This window comes from Burkholderia pseudomultivorans (genome assembly GCF_902499075.1).
Lineage (GTDB): Bacteria > Pseudomonadota > Gammaproteobacteria > Burkholderiales > Burkholderiaceae > Burkholderia > Burkholderia pseudomultivorans.
In genome coordinates this window covers 37,893-53,113 of the sequence record NZ_CABVPP010000020.1, presented here as the reverse complement: position 1 = coordinate 53,113, position 15,221 = coordinate 37,893, and the positions used below count along the sequence as shown (strand labels likewise).

Annotated in this window: 12 protein-coding genes; 8 read left to right on the top strand and 4 right to left on the bottom strand. The window is 69.5% G+C overall.

Annotated features, from left to right (window positions below; all coding sequences use genetic code 11):
- Positions 1-144: 144 nt before the first annotated feature.
- Positions 145-528 (bottom strand): VOC family protein, encoded by a 384-nt coding sequence (locus BST28156_RS15700; protein ID WP_174902667.1) that lies wholly within the window; start codon positions 526-528, stop codon positions 145-147.
- A gap of 100 nt (positions 529-628) precedes the next feature.
- Here BST28156_RS15700 and BST28156_RS15695 point away from each other — a divergent pair, with 100 nt between their 5' ends.
- Positions 629-1,276, top strand: coding sequence for a CGNR zinc finger domain-containing protein (locus BST28156_RS15695; protein ID WP_437341291.1), 648 nt, complete (start codon positions 629-631; stop codon positions 1,274-1,276).
- A gap of 33 nt (positions 1,277-1,309) precedes the next feature.
- Here BST28156_RS15695 and prpR read toward each other — a convergent pair whose 3' ends face one another.
- Positions 1,310-3,310: a propionate catabolism operon regulatory protein PrpR gene (gene prpR / locus BST28156_RS15690; RefSeq protein WP_174902665.1), complete on the bottom strand. Its 2,001-nt coding sequence runs from the start codon at positions 3,308-3,310 to the stop codon at positions 1,310-1,312.
- A 169-nt stretch (positions 3,311-3,479) separates the two neighbouring features.
- Between prpR and prpB the strand changes: the two genes are divergently transcribed.
- From prpB to BST28156_RS15665, 5 genes are all read left to right on the top strand, one after another.
- Positions 3,480-4,373: a methylisocitrate lyase gene (gene prpB / locus BST28156_RS15685; RefSeq protein WP_009688026.1), complete on the top strand. Its 894-nt coding sequence runs from the start codon at positions 3,480-3,482 to the stop codon at positions 4,371-4,373.
- Between the two features lie 52 nt (positions 4,374-4,425).
- Positions 4,426-5,598, top strand: a complete 1,173-nt coding sequence (gene prpC, locus BST28156_RS15680; protein WP_009688027.1) for a bifunctional 2-methylcitrate synthase/citrate synthase — start codon at positions 4,426-4,428, stop codon at positions 5,596-5,598.
- 78 nt (positions 5,599-5,676) lie between these two features.
- A complete protein-coding gene (acnD, locus tag BST28156_RS15675; RefSeq protein ID WP_437341290.1) occupies positions 5,677-8,274 on the top strand; it encodes a Fe/S-dependent 2-methylisocitrate dehydratase AcnD in 2,598 nt (865 codons plus the stop codon).
- A 207-nt stretch (positions 8,275-8,481) separates the two neighbouring features.
- The gene (prpF, locus tag BST28156_RS15670) at positions 8,482-9,672 is read left to right on the top strand and encodes a 2-methylaconitate cis-trans isomerase PrpF (RefSeq protein ID WP_174902664.1); all 1,191 of its coding nucleotides are present in this window, start codon (positions 8,482-8,484) and stop codon (positions 9,670-9,672) included.
- Positions 9,673-9,866: 194 nt separating this feature from the next.
- Positions 9,867-10,922 carry a CaiB/BaiF CoA transferase family protein gene (locus tag BST28156_RS15665; protein WP_174902663.1) on the top strand — a complete coding sequence of 352 codons (1,056 nt, stop codon included), beginning with the start codon at positions 9,867-9,869 and terminating at the stop codon, positions 10,920-10,922.
- Positions 10,923-10,968: 46 nt separating this feature from the next.
- Here the strand turns inward: BST28156_RS15665 and BST28156_RS15660 are convergent, their stop codons facing one another.
- Complete coding sequence (locus BST28156_RS15660) at positions 10,969-11,412, bottom strand: PaaI family thioesterase (protein WP_009688685.1); 444 nt, start codon at positions 11,410-11,412, stop codon at positions 10,969-10,971.
- 226 nt (positions 11,413-11,638) lie between these two features.
- A complete protein-coding gene (locus tag BST28156_RS15655; protein WP_174902662.1) occupies positions 11,639-12,748 on the bottom strand; it encodes an AGE family epimerase/isomerase in 1,110 nt (369 codons plus the stop codon).
- Between the two features lie 112 nt (positions 12,749-12,860).
- On the opposite strand from BST28156_RS15655, the gene BST28156_RS15650 reads away from it, so the two are divergent.
- Complete coding sequence (locus BST28156_RS15650) at positions 12,861-13,556, top strand: MgtC/SapB family protein (RefSeq protein ID WP_174902661.1); 696 nt, start codon at positions 12,861-12,863, stop codon at positions 13,554-13,556.
- 190 nt (positions 13,557-13,746) lie between these two features.
- Entirely contained in the window at positions 13,747-15,108 is a 1,362-nt protein-coding gene (locus BST28156_RS15645) for a flagellar hook-length control protein FliK (RefSeq protein WP_367651230.1), read from the top strand.
- Positions 15,109-15,221: the final 113 nt, after the last annotated feature.

Genomic DNA, 15,221 nt, shown 5'->3' with positions numbered 1-15,221 from the left:
CGCCGTGCTCCCGCCGCCACGCAGCGCGGACCCGAAAGACAAGAGCCCGATTCCGCGTCACGTGGAATCGGGCTCTTGCAGTTTGTGCGCCGATGATTCGCCGCCGCCGGGCGCGACCCCGCGCGACGCCCGGTCGCGCCCAGGTCACACGAGGTTGTCGAGTTCGCAGTGCGCTTCCAGCCGATACCCGTCGGGATCGACGACGAATGCCGCGTAATAGCCGGGGCCGTAGTGCTCGCGTTTGCCGGGCCCGCCGTTGTCCTGCCCGCCGTGCTCGAGCGCGGCCCGGTAGAACGCATCGACTTCGACCGGCGAACTGGCCTTGAACGAGACGTGCAGCCCCGATTCGGCATCGGCGACGACCGGCCGCGCCACCTGCGTGAGCCACAGCGACGGTTCTTCGGTGCCGTAGCCGAGGGATCTGTCGTCGCTGTACAGCCGCTTGTAGCCGAGCGCGCCGAGCGTGCTGTCGTAGAACGCGCGGCTGCGCCCGATATGCGCGACGCCGAAGGAAAGGTGATCGATCATCTGCTGGCTCCTTGGACTGAAGGGGAACGTCGGTGCGGCAAACTGTTTTTAACCACCATGCTGGTTATGCTAGAAAGCGATCCGGCGCTTGTCAACCTGCATGGTGGTTAGTACGATCCCCGACATGAACGAAACCCGCGCCGGGGCGGCGCCGGACAGCCTGATTCCGACGCCGCCCGAAACCCTGAGCATCGATTTCGCGAACACGCTGTACTGGCGAGGCACCGCCACGCCGACGGAAACGTTCGGATCGGTCGACGACCTGCTGGCCTGGTGCCGCGAGCGCGCCGGCGTGCCGGCGTGGCTGGCCGAAGCGTGCCGCGCGCGCAGCGCGGATGAAGAACTCGGGTCGGTGCTGCTGGCGCGCGCGCTCGCATTGCGCGAGGCGCTGTATCGGCTGTTTCACGCGCAGGCGGAGCAGCGCGAGCCGCATCCCGACGATCTCGCGCTGCTCGGCGGATTTCTCGGGGAAGCGTCGCCGCGCGTCGCGCTGGCGCGGGTCGACGGCGGCTATGCGTGGCGGATCGACGCGCGCAACGCGACGCTTGCCGGGCTGCTGAGCCCGGTGCTGTGGTCGGCGACCGACCTGCTCGGCGGCGCGCGGCTCGCGAAGGTCAAGCGCTGCGCGAACGACGCGTGCCAGTGGCTGTTCATCGACGACAGCAAGAACGGCAGCCGTCGCTGGTGCTCGATGTCGTCGTGCGGCAATCGCGCGAAGGCCTATCGCCACTATCACAAGGCGGACTGACGCGCCTGCGCGAAGCTTCCGCGCGCGTCGACGCTATTTCGCCGACAGCTTCCGCCACAGCGTCGTCTTGCTGATGCCGAGCATCGCGCACGCGCGGTCGCGGTCGCCGCCGCACGCGTCGAGCACCGCGCGGATCTCGTCGGCCTCCGCGCGGCGCCGGCGCGCGTGCAGCGTCTGCGCATCGTCGGCTTCGGCGGCGTCGGCGGCGTCGGCGGCGTCGGCCGGCAGCGCGAACAGCTCGGGCGCGATCGTCTGCAGCGCGTCGGGCGCGAGCGCGGCGCACGCGGCGGCCGGATCGCTTTCGTCGGCTTCCTCGGCCAGTTCCACCGCAATCCGCTCGATCACGTTCTGCAGTTCCCGCACGTTGCCGGGCCACCGGTAGCGCGCGAGCGTCGCCTGCGTCGCGCCAAGCACGCGCGCGGCGTCGTCGGTGTCGCGCAGACGCTCCGCCAGACGCGGCTCGCGCCGCGCGGCCTGCACGAGCAGCGTGGCCGCGAGCGCGGGGAGATCGGCCGCGCGTTCGCGCAGCGGCGGCAGGCCGATGTTCAGGATGTTGAGCCGGTAATAGAGATCGGCGCGGAACGTGCCGGCCTCGACGGCCGCGAGCAGCGGATGGTGCGTCGCGGCGATCACGCGCACGTCGATGCGGATCGGCTCGGTCGAGCCGAGGCGGATCACCTCGCGCTCCTGCAGCACGCGCAGCAGCCGGCTCTGCAGCGACGGCGGCATCTCGCCGATCTCGTCGAGAAACAGCGTGCCGCGGTGCGCGGCCTCGAACAGGCCGGTCTTGCCGCCGCGCCGCGCACCGGTGAACGCGCCTTCTTCGTAGCCGAACAGTTCGCTCTCGAGCAGCGCTTCCGGAAACGCGCCGCAATTGACCGCGACGAACGGATAGCCGCGCCGCGCGGACAGCCCGTGCAGGCTCTGCGCGATCATTTCCTTGCCGGTGCCGCTTTCGCCGAGCACCAGCACGGTCGCATCCGATTTCGCGTAGCGGCGCACGAGGTCGCGCACGCGCGTCATCGGCGCGGACGCGCCGACCACGTCGTCGAGCGCATAGCGCGCGGCGAACTGCTGCGTGCCCGGCTGCGAACGCAGCGCACGGTCGAGCCGTTCGACCGCGCGCGATTCCTGGAACGTCAGCACGCTGCCCGACGTGACGCCGCGATCGACGAGCGGCCCGCGATGCACGACGTAGCGGATCCCGCGCACGGTCGCGAGCGCATCGCCGTCCTCGCCGCGCAGCGTGCGCAGCTCGGGCCGCAGGTCGACCAGCGCGCGGCCGACGGCCGCCGCGGGCTCGACGCCGAGCGCCGACGCGAGGCGTTCGTTGATCGCCTCGACGCGGCCCTGCGCGTCGAGCGCGACCACGCCGTCGCGCAGATGCTGGAGCAGGTTGTCGAGCCGCTGGCGGCGGAACGCCTCGGCATGCGTCGCGTACGCGACCTCGAGCGCGGTATCGACGGCCTTGCGCACCGACGTGTGCGAATACAGGAACACCGCGCCCATCCCGGCGCTGGCCGCGAGATCGGTGACGAGGCCGGGGCCGACGATCGTCTCGATGCCGCGGTCGCGCAGGTCGTGCACGCACGCTTCCGCTTCCTGCGCGGACTGATATGACGCAAACTGCACGTCGAGGCCGTACGCGGCGACGAAGCGGCGCACTTCGGGCGGCGTTTCGCCGGCGCTGACGAGCGCGATCCGCGTCGCGTCGCGCCGCGCGCGCGCGAGCGCCTGCATCACGTCGAAGCCGGTCGGCGACACGACCACGACCGGCACCTGCGCGCGCGTCTTCAGGAAGCCGCCGTTCGAGCCGGCCGCGACGATCACGTCGGGGCGCGTCGCGCCGGCCTCGGCAATCGCGCTCAGCGCATCCTCATACGCGCGCGACACGATGCGCACGTCGGCGCGTTCGTCGAATTCGCCGGCGATCTCGCGAAACAGGTCGCGCAGGCGGCTGATGCCCATCGCCCAGATGCGCGGACGCACCGTGCGGTCGGCGGCGCCGACGGGCTTGATCGAGGAGAGGTCCATGCAGCCGATTATGCGCGCCGCATTTCATTTTTGGAACACGAAATTTCCAATTTGAAACAAGCGGGCACGATCGCGCATCGGCCGTTTGCTTAAAAATCAGCGGGTTAGCCGCGCGATGCAAGCTGGCCCGGTCCTTGCTGTTAAAAGGCATTCCTTCAGGAGGCCGTTCATGAGCAACACGCATCTTCAGAGCGCCGGCGCGAAATTCCGCGCGGCAGTCGCGGCGGAGCAGCCGCTGCAGGTCGTCGGCGCGATCACCGCGTACGCGGCCAAGATGGCGCAGGCCACCGGCTTCAAGGCCGTGTACCTGTCGGGCGGCGGCGTCGCCGCGAATTCGCTCGGCATCCCCGATCTCGGCATCAGCACGATGGAAGACGTGCTGATCGACGCGAACCGGATCACCAACGCGACCGACCTGCCGCTGCTGGTCGACATCGATACCGGCTGGGGCGGCGCGTTCAACATCGCGCGCACGGTCCGCTCGTTCATCAAGGCCGGCGTCGCCGCCGTGCACATGGAGGACCAGGTCGGCCAGAAGCGCTGCGGCCATCGTCCGGGCAAGGAAGTCGTGCCGACCGAGGAAATGGTCGATCGCGTGAAGGCTGCGGTCGACGCGCGCACCGACGACCAGTTCGTGATCATGGCGCGCACCGACGCGGCCGCGGCCGAAGGGATCGACGCGGCGATCGAGCGCGCGGTGGCCTATGTCGAGGCGGGCGCGGACATGATCTTCCCGGAAGCGATGAAGACGCTCGACGACTACCGCCGCTTCAAGGCGGCCGTGAAGGTGCCGATTCTCGCGAACCTGACCGAGTTCGGTTCGACGCCGATGTTCACGCTCGACGAGCTGCGCGAGGCGAACGTCGACATCGCGCTGTACTGCTGCGGCGCATATCGCGCGATGAACAAGGCCGCGCTGAATTTCTACGAGACGGTGCGCCGCGACGGTACGCAGAAGGCGGCCGTGCCGACGATGCAGACCCGCGCCGAGCTGTACGACTTCCTCGGCTACCACGAATACGAGCGCAAGCTCGACGAGCTGTTCGCGCAGGGCAAGAAGTAAGCCGCGCGCCCCGACATACGAATCCGCATCCCCGCATCTGGAGAACCGAAACATGAGCGAGACGAAAGACGCAGCAGCACCGGCCGCCGCAGGCGCATTCAAGCCGAAGAAGTCGGTGGCGCTGTCGGGCGTGACGGCCGGCAACACGGCGCTCTGCACGGTCGGCAAGACCGGCAACGACCTGCACTATCGCGGCTACGACATTCTCGACGTCGCCGAATCGTGCGAGTTCGAGGAAATCGCGCACCTGCTCGTCCACGAGACGCTGCCGAACCTGACCGAGCTGGCCGCGTACAAGGCGAAGCTGCGCGGCCTGCGCGGCCTGCCGAGCGCGCTGAAGGCCGCGCTCGAGCAGATCCCGGCGTCCGCGCACCCGATGGACGTGATGCGCACCGGTGTGTCGGTGCTCGGCACCGTGCTGCCGGAGAAGGACGACCACAACCTGCCGGGCGCGCGCGACATCGCCGACCGCCTGATGGCGTCGCTCGGCTCGATGCTGCTGTACTGGTATCACTTCTCGCATAACGGCAAGCGCATCGAAACGGAAACCGACGACGACTCGATCGGCGGTCACTTCCTGCACCTGCTGCACGGCAAGACGCCGTCGAAGTCGTGGGTCGACGCGATGCACACGTCGCTGATCCTGTACGCGGAGCACGAGTTCAACGCATCGACGTTCACGGGCCGCGTGATCGCAGGCACGGGCTCGGACATCTACTCGGCGATCACCGGCGCGATCGGCGCGCTGCGCGGGCCGAAGCACGGCGGCGCGAACGAGGTCGCGTACGAGATCCAGAGCCGCTACCGCTCGCCGGACGAAGCGGAAGCCGACATCCGCCGCCGTGTCGAGAACAAGGAAGTCGTGATCGGCTTCGGTCACCCGGTCTACACGATCTCCGATCCGCGCAACAAGGTGATCAAGGGCGTCGCGCACAAGCTGTCGAAGGAAGCGGGCGACCTGAAGCTGTACGACATCGCCGAGCGCCTCGAATCGGTGATGTGGGACGCGAAGAAGATGTTCCCGAACCTCGACTGGTTCAGCGCGGTGTCGTACCACATGATGGGCGTGCCGACCGCGATGTTCACGCCGCTGTTCGTGATCTCGCGCACGTCCGGCTGGGCCGCGCACATCATCGAGCAGCGCGTCGACAACAAGATCATCCGCCCGAGCGCGAACTACACGGGCCCGGACGATCTGCAGTTCGTGCCGATCGAGAAGCGCTGATACGCCAGCCGCGCGCACCGGCGTCCGTTCCGCGGGCGGCCGGTGTGCGCCGCACGCCATACTTCGATTTCCCCCCACATGATGAATACCGCCTACCGCAAACCCCTGCCCGGCACGTCGCTGGACTACTTCGACACGCGCGCCGCGGTCGAGGCGATCGCGCCCGGCGCCTACGACACGCTGCCGTACACGTCGCGCGTGCTCGCCGAGAACCTCGTGCGCCGCTGCGATCCGGCGATCCTTGCCGATTCGCTGAAGCAGATCATCGAGCGCAAGCGCGAGCGCGACTTTCCGTGGTTCCCGGCGCGCGTGGTATGTCACGACATCCTCGGCCAGACCGCGCTCGTCGACCTCGCCGGGCTGCGCGATGCGATCGCCGAGCGCGGCGGCGACCCGGCCAAGGTGAACCCGGTCGTGCCGGTGCAACTGATCGTCGACCACTCGCTGGCGGTCGAATGCGGCGGCTTCGATCCGGACGCGTTCGCGAAGAACCGCGCGATCGAGGATCGCCGCAACGAGGATCGCTTCCACTTCATCGAGTGGACCAAGCAGTCGTTCGAGAACGTCGACGTGATCCCGCCGGGCAACGGCATCATGCACCAGATCAACCTGGAGAAGATGTCGCCGGTGATCCAGGTGCAGGACGGCGTCGCGTATCCGGACACCTGCGTCGGCACCGACAGCCACACGCCGCACGTCGATGCGCTCGGCGTGATCGCGATCGGCGTCGGCGGGCTGGAGGCGGAGAACGTGATGCTCGGCCGCGCGTCGTGGATGCGGCTGCCGGACATCGTCGGCGTCGAGCTGACCGGCAAGCGCCAGCCCGGCATCACCGCGACCGACATCGTGCTCGCGCTGACCGAGTTCCTGCGCAAGGAAAAGGTGGTCGGCGCGTATCTGGAATTCCGCGGCGAAGGCGCGGCGAGCCTGACGCTCGGCGATCGCGCGACGATCTCGAACATGGCGCCCGAATACGGCGCGACCGCCGCGATGTTCTTCATCGACGGCCAGACCACCGACTACCTGCGCCTGACGGGCCGCAGCGACGAACAGGTGAAGCTCGTCGAGACCTACGCGAAGGCGGCCGGCCTGTGGGCCGACACGCTGGATGACGCGCAATACGAGCGCACGCTGACGTTCGACCTGTCGAGCGTGGTGCGCAACATGGCCGGCCCGTCGAATCCGCACAAGCGGTTGCCGACGTCCGATCTCGCCGCGCGCGGGATCGCCGGCCAGTGGGAAGAAAAGGCGGGCGAGATGCCCGACGGCGCGGTGATCATCGCGGCGATCACGAGCTGCACGAACACCAGCAACCCGCGCAACGTGATCGCGGCCGGCCTGCTCGCGCGCAACGCGAACGCGCGCGGCCTCGTGCGCAAGCCGTGGGTGAAGAGCTCGCTCGCGCCGGGCTCGAAGGCGGTCGAGCTGTACCTGAAGGAAGCGAACCTGCTGCCCGAACTCGAAAAGCTCGGCTTCGGCATCGTCGCGTTCGCGTGCACGACCTGCAACGGGATGTCGGGCGCGCTCGATCCGAAGATCCAGCAGGAGATCGTCGATCGCGACCTGTATGCGACGGCCGTGCTGTCCGGCAACCGCAACTTCGACGGCCGCATCCATCCGTATGCGAAGCAGGCGTTCCTCGCGTCGCCGCCGCTCGTCGTCGCTTATGCGATTGCCGGCACGATCCGCTTCGACATCGAGAAGGACGTGCTCGGCCACGACCGGGACGGCAAGCCCGTCACGCTGAAGGACATCTGGCCGACCGACGAGGAAATCGATGCGATCGTCGCGTCGAGCGTGAAGCCCGAGCAGTTCCGCACCGTCTACGAGCCGATGTTCGCGCGCGTGGCCGATGCGGGCGAGCGCGCGGCGCCGCTCTACGACTGGCGGCCGCAGAGCACGTATATCCGCCGTCCGCCGTACTGGGAAGGCGCGCTGGCCGGCGAGCGCACGCTGAAGGGCATGCGTCCGCTCGCGGTGCTCGGCGACAACATCACGACCGACCATCTGTCGCCGTCGAACGCGATCATGGCGAACAGCGCCGCCGGCGAATACCTCGCGAAGATGGGCCTGCCGGAAGAAGACTTCAACTCGTACGCGACGCACCGGGGAGACCACCTGACCGCGCAGCGCGCGACCTTCGCGAACCCGACGCTCGTCAACGAGATGGCGGTGGTCGACGGCGCGGTGAAGAAGGGCTCGCTCGCGCGCGTGGAGCCGGACGGCAAGGTCATGCGGATGTGGGAAGCGATCGAGACGTACATGAATCGCAAGCAGCCGCTGATCGTCGTCGCCGGGGCCGACTACGGCCAGGGCTCGTCGCGGGACTGGGCGGCCAAGGGCGTGCGACTCGCGGGCGTCGAGGCGATCGTCGCCGAAGGCTTCGAGCGGATCCACCGCACGAACCTGATCGGGATGGGCGTGCTGCCGCTCGAGTTCAAGCCCGGCACGAACCGGACGACGCTCGGCATCGACGGCACCGAGACCTTCGACGTGATCGGCGAGCGCACGCCGCGCGCCGACCTGACGCTCGTGATTCATCGCCGCAACGGCGAGCGCGTCGAGGTGCCCGTCACGTGCCGGCTCGATACGGCCGAGGAAGTGTCGATCTACGACGCGGGCGGCGTGCTGCAGCGCTTCGCGCAGGACTTCCTCGAGTCGTCGCAGGCCGCGTGATGCGGCAGGGCGCCGGGCGGGCGATGCGGTGGCATCGCCTGCGCGGCGGCTTCATGCGCCGCGGCGGCGCGTGGAGCGAAGGGTCTGTTCCGGCGGCGTCGCGTGAACAGGCCCGCGTCATTTTGCTTCGCATGGCATCGGAGTGCGAAGCATCCGGCAGCGTAAGGCGCTGACGCGCCGGCTTCGATCAACAAGGGATACACGAACATGGCTCATATTCCTCAAATCAGGATTCCCGCGACCTACATCCGCGGCGGCACCAGCAAGGGCGTGTTCTTCCGGCTTCAGGACCTGCCCGAGGCCGCGCAGGCGCCGGGCGCCGCGCGCGACGCGCTGCTGCTGCGCGTGATCGGCAGCCCCGATCCGTACGGCAAGCAGATCGACGGGATGGGCGGCGCGACGTCGTCGACCAGCAAGACGGTGATCGTGTCGAAGAGCACGCGCGCCGGCCACGACGTCGACTACCTGTTCGGGCAGGTGTCGATCGACAAGGCGTTCGTCGACTGGAGCGGCAACTGCGGAAACCTGTCGGCGGCGGTCGGCCCGTTCGCGATCAGCGGCGGCCTCGTCGATCCCGCGCGCGTGCCGCGCGACGGCGTCGCGACCGTGCGGATCTGGCAGGCGAACATCGGCAAGACGATCGTGGCGCACGTGCCGATCACGAACGGCGCGGTGCAGGAGACCGGCGATTTCGAACTGGACGGCGTCACGTTCCCGGCTGCCGAAGTGCAGCTCGAGTTCATGGACCCGGCCGCCGAGGAAGAGGGCGCGGGCGGCGCGATGTTCCCGACCGGCAACCTGGTCGACGATCTCGCGGTGCCGGGCGTCGGCACGCTGAAGGCGACGATGATCAACGCGGGGATTCCGACGATCTTCGTCGATGCGGAAGCGATCGGCTATACGGGCACGGAACTGCAGGACGCGATCAACGGCGACGCGAAGGCGCTCGAGAAGTTCGAGACGATCCGCGCGCACGGCGCGCTGCGCATGGGCCTGATCGACACGCTCGACGAGATCGCGACGCGGCAGCACACGCCGAAGATCGCGTTCGTCGCGAAGCCGGCCGACTATGTCGCGTCGAGCGGCAAGCGCGTGAACGCGGGCGACGTCGACCTGCTGGTGCGCGCGATGTCGATGGGCAAGCTGCACCACGCGATGATGGGCACGGCGGCGGTCGCGATCGGCACGGCCGCGGCGATTCCGGGCACGCTCGTCAATCTCGCGGCGGGCGGCGGCGAACGCAACGCGGTGCGCTTCGGGCATCCGTCGGGCACGCTGCGCGTCGGCGCGGAGGCGAAGCAGGAGAACGGCGAGTGGACCGTCACGAAGGCGATCATGAGCCGCAGCGCGCGTGTGCTGATGGAAGGCTGGGTGCGCGTGCCGGGGGATGCGTTCTGATCGTTGCCGGTTGCATGGGCGAGGACGCGGGCGGCTTCGGCCGCCCGCGTCGCTTCGGTCAGCCGTGCAGGAAGCGACGCAGTGCGTCGTGGCTGAGGCGGCGGGCGGAGCGCCGGTAGCAAGCAGCCAGCACGCATTCACCTAGAATCGAAACATCCGCCAATCCTGTCCGGCGGTATTCCCGCGAGGCCGATATGTCACTGAACGCGCCGCTTGCAGGCGTCCACATCGTCGAATTCGAAGGTCTCGGCCCCGGCCCGCTCGCGGGCTGGATGCTGGCCGGGATGGGCGCGCGCGTCACGCTGATCGCGCGCCCGTCCGGCCGCACGAGCGCGCCCGATGCGCTGCGGCCGCGCGACGGCGACCTGCTGCGCGACGGCAAGACCATCGTCGAACTCGACCTGAAGGCGTCGGACGGCCGCGACGCGGCGCTTGCGCTGATCGCACAGGCCGACGCGCTGATCGAGGGGCTGCGGCCCGGCGTGATGGAGCGGCTCGGCCTCGGGCCCGACGCGTGTGCACGCCGCAACCCGACGCTCGTATACGGCCGGATGACGGGCTGGGGTCAGCACGGACCGCTCGCGGCGGCGGCCGGCCACGACCTGAACTACGTCGCGCTGACCGGGCTGCTGTCGCTGTCCGGGCCGCGCGACGGCCGGCCCGGCCTGCCGCCGACCGTGGTCGGCGACGCGGGCGGCGCGCTCGGGCTCGCGTTCGGGATGGTCTGCGCGCTGTTCGACGTGCGCGGCGGCGGACCGGGGCGCGTGGTCGACGGCGCGATCGTCGACATCGTGTCGATGCTCGGCACGCTCGCGCTGTGGGCGCGCGCGAACGGCCAGCTCGACGGCGCGCAGCCGAGCCTGTTTCACGACGCGCCGTTCTACGACGTATATCGCTGCGCCGACGGCGCATGCGTGACGATCGGCGCGCTCGAGCCGCCGTTTTACGCGCTGCTGATCGAACGGCTCGGGCTGACCGACGTCGATCCGGCGTCGCAGTACGACCGCGCGCGCTGGCCGGCGCTGAAGGCGCGTTTCGCCGAGGTGTTCGCGCAACAGCCTGCCGCGCACTGGCGTGCGCTGCTCGAAGGCAGCGATGCGTGCTTCGCGCCGGTGCTGAGCGTGGCCGAAGCGGCAGCGCATCCGCACAACGCGGCGCGCGGGATTTATCGAACCGATGCGAACGGGAACGTGCGCGCGCGCATGGCGCCGCGTTTTCTGCCGCTGACGGAAGACGGCGGGACGGCGTGACCGAACGCACCGGTTCCGGCCTCGGCGCGGCGTCAGGCCGCTGCGCTCAGGCCGTTTCCTCCGGCGCGCCCGGCATCTTGCCGTCGCCGACGCGGTTGATCGTCCCTTGCGCGATCGCGACGAGCCGCTCGTGATCGCCGTCGATGACGAACACGTGACACTGGCAGGTCGCGTGGTTGCGGCCCGCATAGACGAGCTTCGCGCGTGCGACGAGCGTGCCGTTCACGGCCGGCCGCAGATAGTTGATCTTGTATTCGGCGGTGATCACGCGCGGGCCGAGCGCGAGCGCGCCGGCGAACGTCAGCGCGTTGTCGGCGAGATAGCTGATGACGCCGCCGTGCACGAACCCGTGCTGCTGCCGCAGTTCTTCGCGCACGGGCAGACACAGCGACACTTCGTTGTCGCCGATATGCATCAGCTCCGTGCCCAGCAGCATGCTGAACGGTTGCGCGCGCAATGCGCCGCGCGCGTGGTCCACGATGTCGGTCATCGACTTCCCTCGCAATGAGTGGCCGCTTGCGCTGAACTCTAGGAAGGGGGCTGCGGATAAGCAAGGAAATTCGTCCGCATCGCGCGCGCGATGCGGCGCGACTTTTGCGCGGAAGGCGGGAATCGTGTGTATTTCGGCGCCGCCGCTGCCGGATGAGCGAACCGCGTGCCTGTTCGATGTGCGGCGCGCGTGCCCCGCGGCGGCGGCGTCGTTTCCCGGCAGGCGCTCAGGCGCCGGCCGGCAGCGCCGCGTAGGCGGTCGCGAGGTGGTAGGGCGTCGTCGACGGCATGTCGGCGCGCGACACCTGCCCGTCGGCGGTCTTGCATTCGAACCAGCCGCGCGGATGCAGGAAGCGCGCGGCGAAGCGCTCGATCTGCGTCGCGAGCGGCGCGGAGGCCGGCGTGCCGCCGTGCGTCGCGAGCGCGCGCAGATATTCGGTCTGGGCCCAGATTCGCTGCGTGCCGTCGATGCATGCGCCCTGCGCGTCGAGTGCCGCGCAGACGCCGCCCGTCTGCGCATCGACGCCGTGTCGTTCCGCGAATTCGAATGCGCGCGCGAGCGCGTCGGCGAGTGCCGTGTGCGCGAGCCGCGCGCCGGCCGCGTCGACCAGATAGAACCATTCGAACTGGTGGCCGGGCTCGAAGCGGTTGCCGGCGGTGCCGAGCGGCAGCTCGGCGACGCAGCCGGTCGCCGTGTCGACGAAGGTGCGCTCGACGGCCTGCGCGGTGCGCGCGAGCGCGTCGTCGAATGCCGGGTCGCCGAACGCGTCGGCGGCCGCGAGCCACGCTTCGGTCAGATGCATCAGCGGATTCTGCAGCGCGCCGCTGCCCGACGACGAGAAATCGGCGTGACGGGCCGCATCGAGCAGCGCGTCGCCCGGTGCCGGCGCGAAGCGGTCCTGGATCAGCGCGGCGGTTTCCTCGGCGATCGTGCGCGCGGCCGGTTCGCCCGATGCCGCATGCCACGCGGCGCAGGCGAACACGACGAACGCGTGCGTATAGAGATCCTTGGTCGTGTCGAGCGGCGCGCCCTGCGCATCGACGCTGTAGATCCAGCCGCCATGGCGCGTATCGCGGAAACGATCGCGCAGCGAGTCGAACAGCGTGGCCGCATGCGCCGCGGCGCCGGCTTGCGCGAATACGAACAACTGCCGCGCGCACGCCATCGCGCGATAGCGCGTTACCGGCAGCGGTGCGTGGGTGGCCGGATCGACGGCTTCGAACGGCAGTTGCAATGCGCGGTCGAACCCTGAACCCCGCCAGATCGGCAAGACGACGTGCGCGAAATGGTGGCGCAATTGGGCGGCCTGGGCGGAAGCGGAGTCGGAGACGGACATGACGGGGTTGAGCGCTTGGATCGAACGTGTCGGCGCGGCCCGGATCGGCGCAGCCGGGCCCAAGGATAAAACATTCCGCGCGGCCGGCACCACAAAAAAGGAGATAAATCGGATGCTCAGCAATCTGGAACTCGTGATGCGGCTCATTCTCGCGGCGGCGCTCGGCAGCGTCATCGGTTTCGAGCGCGAGCGCCTGTCGTGGGCGGCCGGGCTGCGCACGCACATGCTCGTGTGCGTCGGCTCGGCGCTGATCATGATCGTGTCGGCGTTCGGTTTCGCCGACGTGCTCGGCAGCGACCACATCGTGCTCGATCCGTCGCGGATCGCCGCGCAGGTCGTGTCGGGGATCGGCTTCCTCGGCGCGGGCTCGATCCTGCTGCGCGGCGAGATCGTGCGCGGGCTGACGACGGCCGCGAGCCTGTGGTCGGTGGCCGCGATCGGCCTCGCGGTGGGCGGCGGGCTTTATGTCGCGTCGATTTCGGCGACGATCATCATCCTGATCATCCTGGCCGGCATCAAGCCGCTCGAACGGCGCTACTTCACGGTGCGGCAGCGGCGCCAGCTTGCGCTGACGGTCGTGAGCGGCACGCTGACGTTCGACTCGCTGCATGCGGCGCTCGGCCCCGACAGCGCGCGCGTAAAGCAATTCGTCGTGCAGCGCGCCGACGACACGGGCGAGCACGACGAGGTGCGCATCGCGCTCGCGCGGGTGTCGGATCTCGAATATCGCGCGATCTGCGACAAGCTGCGCGCGTTGCGCGGCGTCACGCGCTTCGAGGAAGGGAGAGGGTTGTCGGGCGACGAATAGGCGGCGGCTCATGCGACAATGGCCGGCCACCGATTCCGTTCGACGTCCGGTTCCGCGCCCGCGGGCCTTGCCATCCGATCTCATGACCGAATCCGTTACCGCGCCTCGTTCCCGTTCCAGCAACCGTTCGTCGGCCCGCTCCCGGCCGCGCTCGGCCGCCGCCGCAGGGGATGCGGCCGCGAAGACGGCTGTGAAGGCCGCGCGCGCGCCGGGCGGCGATCCGGCGCCTGTGGAGCAGACGCTCGACCTGTTCGGCGATCCGGTGCTCGAGCCGGGCGAACGTGTGTCGGGCGCGGTGCGCGACGATGCGGTTGCGCAGGCTTCGGCGGAAGCGAGTCGTGCTGCCGATGATGCCGCTGCCGGCCGGCAGGCGACGCTCGACGGGTTTGAGGCGGCTGAAGCGGCAACTTCGGGGAAGCGCGTGGAAGTCGGCGGTGTTGCGGATTCGAATGTTGCCGATACGGAGCACGCTGCGGCGCCCGGCGATGTGTCGGCGTCCGGGCACGATGAGGCTGCGACGGTCGGCAGCGCGTCGCTAGTCGACGGAATGGCAGCGACGTCGAGCGATGCGCACGCAGGCGCGGAAATCGCGGCGAAGGCCGCCGATGCGCGTGTGAGCGATGCGGCGTCCGTGGCGGCGGTTGAAGTACGTGCGGCCGACGGCACGGCATCCGAGGGCGGTAGCGCATCGGCGACGGGTGATGCACCGGCTGTCGATGGCGGCGCGGCGGCGCACGTCGATCGCGCACTCGACCCTGCCGATGTCGCGACAAAGGGCGATGACACCGATAATGCGGCCGCCGCCGACCCGATCGACGAAGCCGCGGCAGTCGAGTCGGGTACGGCACGGGCTGCCGCCGACAACGTGAAGGAGCGCCGATCGTCGTCGGGCGCAAAGCGTCGCACGACGCGGCCGCGCGATACGGCGGCACGCTCCGGGCCGGTTTCGACGATCCCGGCAGCCGCGTCCGTATCGACCGAATCGAGCCCGGCACCGGAAACCGCATCGGTGGCCGAGCAACCTGCCGCGCCGCAACCGGTCGCACCGGCGGCGAGCGCCATCCAGCGCGATGCGGGCCGACCGGCTGCCGCATCGGCGTCGCCGGTCGCACAGCCGCCCGTGACTTCCGCGGCCGCGTTCGTGACGAAGCCCTCGGCGGAGCAGGCGGGCGCACCGGCCTTCGATCCGGAAACGCAACTGCGCCCGTTGTCGGACCGCCTCACGGCTCTGCAGACCGAAGTGGCCGGATTGACGCGCGCGGCCGATCGCGAGATGCGCCGCGTCAACCGGCTGCTGCTCGCACTGGCCGTGGTCGTGCTGGCCGTGCTTGTCGCGCTGGTGATGCAGACGCGGCAGATTGCGCACCTGAAGCAGGACGTTGCCACCCGGCAACTGCGGATCGATCGTCTGGCGGCCGATCTGTCGACCCAGCAGGCGACGCTGATGACGCTCGAGGAGCATCACGAAGTGCTGCTGTCCCAGGTCGACCGGCTGCAGCGCAACGCGTCCCGCGAGGCCGCCGCTGCGAAGCGGGCCCGTCGCACGCACTAATCGTTTCGACCCTGTCTGGAAAGCCGCGTCCGGCAAGGATCGCAAGGTCGCGCGGCGCATCGACACGGCAGCGCGGTGCGACAAACCGATGCAGCGCACTGGCAGAATCTAGG

Coding starts and splice junctions, on each gene's coding strand:
- BST28156_RS15665 (WP_174902663.1), top strand. CDS start 9,867: ATGTCACTGAACGCGCCGCTTGCAGGCGTCCACATCGTCGAATTCGAA.
- prpF (WP_174902664.1), top strand. CDS start 8,482: ATGGCTCATATTCCTCAAATCAGGATTCCCGCGACCTACATCCGCGGC.
- acnD (WP_437341290.1), top strand. CDS start 5,677: ATGATGAATACCGCCTACCGCAAACCCCTGCCCGGCACGTCGCTGGAC.
- BST28156_RS15650 (WP_174902661.1), top strand. CDS start 12,861: ATGCTCAGCAATCTGGAACTCGTGATGCGGCTCATTCTCGCGGCGGCG.
- prpR (WP_174902665.1), bottom strand. CDS start 3,310: ATGGACCTCTCCTCGATCAAGCCCGTCGGCGCCGCCGACCGCACGGTG.
- prpC (WP_009688027.1), top strand. CDS start 4,426: ATGAGCGAGACGAAAGACGCAGCAGCACCGGCCGCCGCAGGCGCATTC.
- BST28156_RS15660 (WP_009688685.1), bottom strand. CDS start 11,412: ATGACCGACATCGTGGACCACGCGCGCGGCGCATTGCGCGCGCAACCG.
- prpB (WP_009688026.1), top strand. CDS start 3,480: ATGAGCAACACGCATCTTCAGAGCGCCGGCGCGAAATTCCGCGCGGCA.
- BST28156_RS15700 (WP_174902667.1), bottom strand. CDS start 528: ATGATCGATCACCTTTCCTTCGGCGTCGCGCATATCGGGCGCAGCCGC.
- BST28156_RS15695 (WP_437341291.1), top strand. CDS start 629: ATGGTGGTTAGTACGATCCCCGACATGAACGAAACCCGCGCCGGGGCG.
- BST28156_RS15655 (WP_174902662.1), bottom strand. CDS start 12,748: ATGTCCGTCTCCGACTCCGCTTCCGCCCAGGCCGCCCAATTGCGCCAC.